General features: G+C 45.3%; 3 protein-coding genes and 1 pseudogene. 2 read left to right on the top strand and 2 right to left on the bottom strand.

Annotation, left to right across the window (positions count from 1 at the left end; translation table 11 throughout):
- Both NG833_RS21695 and NG833_RS21700 read left to right on the top strand, forming a co-directional pair.
- A pseudogene (locus NG833_RS21695) lies at window positions 1-288 on the top strand (hypothetical protein); the annotation flags it as partial.
- Complete coding sequence (locus NG833_RS21700; RefSeq protein ID WP_254567360.1) at window positions 260-1,246, top strand: IS4 family transposase; 987 nt, start codon at window positions 260-262, stop codon at window positions 1,244-1,246. The pseudogene NG833_RS21695 and the gene NG833_RS21700, both read left to right, overlap by 29 nt.
- A 247-nt stretch (window positions 1,247-1,493) precedes the next feature.
- Here the strand turns inward: NG833_RS21700 and NG833_RS21705 are convergent, their stop codons facing one another.
- On the bottom strand, window positions 1,494-3,851 hold the full coding sequence (locus NG833_RS21705) for a glycoside hydrolase family 31 protein (protein WP_254567361.1): 2,358 nt from the start codon (window positions 3,849-3,851) through the stop codon (window positions 1,494-1,496).
- A 58-nt stretch (window positions 3,852-3,909) separates the two neighbouring features.
- Window positions 3,910-4,953 carry an ISAzo13 family transposase gene (locus NG833_RS21710; RefSeq protein ID WP_309143875.1) on the bottom strand — a complete coding sequence of 348 codons (1,044 nt, stop codon included), beginning with the start codon at window positions 4,951-4,953 and terminating at the stop codon, window positions 3,910-3,912.
- Window positions 4,954-5,537 lie beyond the last annotated feature (584 nt).

Raw genomic sequence — 5,537 nt, forward strand, 5'->3', positions numbered from 1 at the left:
TCAGATATTAGAGACGCTCATGCCTTGAGTACAATAGAAAGAATCAAAAAAGAGTCACTTATTTTAGCAATTCAGGATACAACTGAATTGAATTTGACTCATCACCCCTCGACTCAAGAACTGGGTTATTTAGATTGTCCGTCAAGTCGAGGTCTCAAAGTTCATACGACATTATGTGTAAGTAACGCAGGAATACCCTTGGGTATTTTAACTAAATCAGTGTGGTTCAACAGACCTAAAATATTTAGGGAAAAAACATTTGCGTCACAAAAAACTGACCTTAGATAAAGAAAGTCAGAAGTGGATAACCGCCTTGACATCTACTAACACTTATGCTGAGTTTGACCCCGCCACTACTATTGTGACCGTGGCGGATCAAGAGGCGGACATTTACGACCTATTCAATACCCCAAGACCCCCTAACTCCGAACTCTTAATTCGGGCTCGCCATAATCGAGTAGTAGCTGGTGAGCATGGCGAAAATGAAGAAGAAATCCTGCTGCAAGATACCATCCGTAGAACCGACCCCCTCGGCCAGAAAGTCCTGGAACTCCAGGCTACTCCAAAGCGAGCAGCCCGCGAAGCTATTTTGACTATCCGGGCGACTTCTGTCTTACTCACACCCCCCAAAAAACGTGGGAAGAAGGATAAAAACTTAAAGCCCATTAAAATGCAACTGCTCTTGGCTGAAGAAGAAAATCCTCCTCCTGATGTTGAACCCATCAGTTGGTTATTGCTGACTACTTTGCCAATCACTGGGTTGAATGATGCCTTACAAATCCTATTTTGGTACAGTTATAGATGGTTAATTGAGCGGTATCATTACATTCTTAAAAGTGGGTGTGCTCTGGAAAAATTGCAGTTAAAAACAGCAGACAGGCTCTCTAAGGCTCTGGCTACCTACAACATTGTGGCTTGGCGCTTGTTATGGCTCACTTACGTGAATCGGATTCAGCCGGAGGAGCCGGTTGAGCTGGTTCTTGAACCATATCAGTGGCAGGCACTTTACTGCTATATCCATGTTGTAACCGAACCCCCTTTACAGATGCCCACGGTTAATCAATGCCTTAGATGGATTGCTAAACTGGGCGGATTTTTAGGACGTAAAGGGGATGGAGAACCTGGTGTCAAAACAATTTGGCGAGGTTTTAGGCGACTGGATGATATTGCACAAACTTGGCTCATACTGCACTCGGGCTCGATACCCCCCTTAAAAGAATCAGGGGGTGAAAAACCTAGTTCTTAACCGGATTATAGCCATACCAGTCAAGGGTTTTTGCCATTGGCTTCACCCCAATCAACTCATATAGTGTTTATACGCCAGCCACCTGAAGGGTGACAAGAGGTAACTAGAGGGGCATAAGGGTTGAGCGAACGTTCATCAATTGTTAAGAAAGATGCGAGTAAAGCATAGCTTGCCAAGGGGAGGGGACCGGAGGGAAGAAGCTCACTTTAGTCTTCCCCTTGCTAAGGGGAGGGGACCGGAGGTGCTGTTAGAGTAGGAATCGTAACTGCCGATCGCCTCCGTCATCCATAAAGCGCTGTTCCCCAAATCCGAGAACCTCAATCACTACCTCTCGGGGGGGTGGGGTCCAATTTCCTGTGCGGGCGGAGATATTGAAGACCAGTTCTCGTGCAGATTGCTGTAATGTATAGGTGGTCATCCCCTGACTGCCGGTTTCATAGTCTAAACTCTGACCATCATCTTCATAGAGGACAAAGGTTTTGTGCAAGGTTTCCAAACCTGTTACTGGCCAGACTCGCACTGTGAGAGAATCCAGAGGACGTTCGTCGGTATATTGCATCACTGGACCCATTGGTATAATCGCCCCGGCAGGAACAAACATCGGCATTCGTTCCAAGGGTGCATCGGCTAAAATATATCCCGGTCCTTGGTGTTGCTCTCCAGTCCACCAATTATACCAAACCCCGGAAGGCAAATAAACTGCCCGACATTGGACGCCGGGACGATACACTGGGGCGGCCATTAGGGAGGGACCGAGCATCACTTGGTCGTGAATTTGATAGGTTTGGGGTTCATTGGGAAAATGATACAGTAAAGGCCGTAAAATTGGTGCTCCGGTGGTGGCGGATTCCCAGAATAAGCTATATAAGTAGGGAAGCAATTGATAGCGTAGTTCGATGTAGTCGCGGCAGATCCGTTCCACGCGATCGCCAAATACCCAAGGTTCATGACGGGCTGTATTTAACGCTGAATGCGCCCGCATCAAGGGATAAAGCATTCCCACTTGCATCCATCGGGCAAACAGTTCAGCGGTGGCATTGCCAGCAAATCCGCCGATATCACAGCCGACAAAGGCGACGCCGGATAAGCCCATATTACATAACATCGGCAGGGACATTTCTAAATGTTCCCAGAGGGATTGATTATCCCCCATCCAGACGGAGGACCAGCGTTGGATTCCGGCAAATCCCGATCGCGTTAGCACAAACGATCGCTGATTCGGTCGATGTTGTCGCAACCCTTGATAGCAGGATTTCGCCATCATCTGACCATAGAGATTATGCACTTCTAAATGGGTGGCGCGGTCTTCTGGCGGTCCTTGTAATGCATCTAAGGGAAACCAAATTTTATGGCCGTCATCTCCAAAGGGACGGTTTTCGATCGCCGGTTCGTTCATGTCATTCCAAATTCCCGCCACGCCGATATCTGTGAGGGTTTTGTGCCAGTCTCCCCACCACTGTTGAACATCAGGGTTTAAAAAATCCGGGAACACTGCTTTATCCGGCCACACATACCCGTGAAAGATTGATCCATCGGGGTTGCGAACGAAATAGTCGCCGTCTTTGCCTTCATCGAATACGGGGTAATCTCCCTCCGGTTCATATTTCACCCCCGGATCGATAATGGTGACGGTTTGGAACCCATTCTCACGCAACTCGGCAATCAGTTGAGCCGGATCCCGGAAGCGTTTCGGACTCCAGGTAAAGACGCGATATCCGCGCATATAGTCGATATCTAAGTGGATGACATCGCAGGGAATTCGGCGATCGCGAAAGGTTTGGGCCAACTCTCGCACTTCGGTTTCTGAGTCGTAACTCCAGCGGCATTGGTGATAACCCAGCGCCCATTTGGGCGGCATCGGCATCCGCCCGGTAAGCTGAGTATAAGTTGCCAGAATTTCTGCGGGTTCAGGACCATAGATGATATAATAGTCCAGCTCACCGCCTCGGGTTTCCATACTCCAAACCCCGGGTTGGGATGCACCTAAATCAAATTGACTCCAAAAGGTGGTGTTGAAAAAGATGCCATAGCCGAGGCCGGGACGCAGGGCCATGAAGAAGGGAATGGCCTGATACATTTCATCGGTGAGGATATCATAATCTAGGGCATCGGTGGTCCAGTTGGTTCGGACTTGCGATCGCTGATCTAACAGTCCCGTGCGTTCTCCGAACCCATAGAAATGTTCCCCCACTTCGATTTTTTTCCAGTTGGCAACTGCCCCTTGTCGCCAGCTTATTCCCGATTCGATATCTTGGGCAAAGGGTTGGTCGTGAGGGTTAAAACAAGTGAGGCGACAGGGATTGTGAGCGACTGCCACCCGCATCCGGTCCGTGATGATTTCTGTAGAGTCGGGATGTTGCTGGACTGTTAACGCCACATCAGGCCAATTCTCCTCCTGTGTTACGGCCCACGATCGCGGGGGCGAAACGACTCCCGTTGGGGACATTCGCACCCGGATGAGATTCGGTGCGACTGCGTTGATGACCAGGGTTTGACTCCCACAATTGAAGTAAATGTGGTTTTCAAGTTCCTTGACCGCTTGCACAGACTGGAGGCTGGTCCAAGGCTGTTCTGTCGTCGGTAGTTTTCCAAAAAATTGGGGCATATTAATTGAGTTTTAAATTCAAAAAAACTAAGGAATGAAAATTTAATAACTTCACTATCTACTCAATTTTCGGAACACCACGGTAATTCCATTTTGGCAAATATTCATCAAAAATAATTTTCAGGGTCTCCTTAAATCCTTCAACTACTTTTCGACCAGTTTTATAAACTTTATCGAGTACATTTACTACCACAGAAAGTCCAGTTTTTGTGTGGGGTTTTTCCATGAGTTCTTTGACTAACTCAATGCTGGGAAAAATCACTCCTTGACAAGCTCTCGCTACCTGAAAAAATAAGCGATGCTCAATTGGATTGTACTTGGATGTGTAAGGAGGATAATGTGCTATGTTAATTTCCATGTTTAGCTCATTAACTAATTTTTGCAGGTCTGATTTGAAGATATAATAATTGGAATTATTACTACCACCTTCATCATCACATTTAATCAAAATCGAATGGGCTTGAGGGTAGAGAGACATTCCGTAATTTATCCACCATAGTTTAATTGCTTCACAAGCAAATTCACTCGTATTTTTACTTGTGCCTAGAGTTAGATATCCTCGGTTATTTTGCACATCATAAATTCCATAAGGCACTATTTTGCCATCAGCCAAACTGAAGAAGTCATGGTCAAACGTGGTAACGGTTTCGGTGGCATAAAGAGTTCCTGATGGATATAAATTTCCAATAAATTCCTTTTTTTTGGTATCCATACTAATGATAATATTTCCCTGCAACTCATACTCTTCAGTGATTTTGGCAAGATTTTTAAATTGTTCGTTACGATTCTTTGTTATTCCTGTTGTCTGGTTTTTTTGAGCTTGACGTTTTACATATCCGTGCTTTTTAAATAGTTTTTCAACAACGGTTACGCTGACTGTTATGCCATGAACTTTCAGCCCTTCAACTATTTCTTGTTGCGTGAGATTAGTCCATTTAATTTTTTCATCCATTGGGCTGCCTGCTGTATGAATTTTTAAGACTTCTAAAAAAGTTTCATCCAACCCAGATATGAGAGACTCGCTAGTTTTTCTTCCTCCTCCTTTTCGACGAATTATGTGTTGATTAAAAGTATTGTCTGATTCACTTTTTAATTCCTTAATGCCTTATGCTATTGTATTTCTGTCTGCTGTCAAAATTTGGGATATGTAACTAATTCCACCATTCCCTAGTTTGGGGGCTTCTATTGCTGCATATCTTTGCCGCTCTTTTTCGGACAAAGATTGATAAAATTTCCGCATCGGAGCAGTAACTTCAGAAGAGTAACACATAAATTTACCTGAAGAAAATGACTGAGACCAATTCACCAATTATCAGCACAAGAAACAAGGTTGACATCAAATAAGGATAAGTTTTGACCCTAAAAATGAAATATCAAGTACATTGATATAGCGGTTCTCATGAATATACGGCACAGCCCTCACCCCAAGCCCCTCTCCCAACGGGGGCCGCCATCGGCTTTTAGAGAATACCGATAATGAGTCCACCGAATCGTTATATTCACTCATTTGTTTATTATACCTTGGTTGTGTTATTAAATTTTCATTCCTAAGGGAACTCCAAAAAATAAAACCTTCAAAAAACCCGCACCCTGAAGGGTGGGGCTACACGGACAAAGCGGTGCCTGCGCGGGCTAAAAGAGCCTTGTTAGGTGCGATCGCATCAAAGCAAGGATGATTTATTTGTT

This window comes from Oscillatoria sp. HE19RPO, from assembly GCF_024220515.1.
Classification (GTDB): domain Bacteria; phylum Cyanobacteriota; class Cyanobacteriia; order Cyanobacteriales; family Laspinemataceae; genus Laspinema.

What these genes read in the sequence shown, in the direction of transcription:
- NG833_RS21705 (WP_254567361.1), bottom strand. Translation starts at nt 3,851, where the DNA reads ATGCCCCAATTTTTTGGAAAACTACCGACGACAGAACAGCCTTGGACC.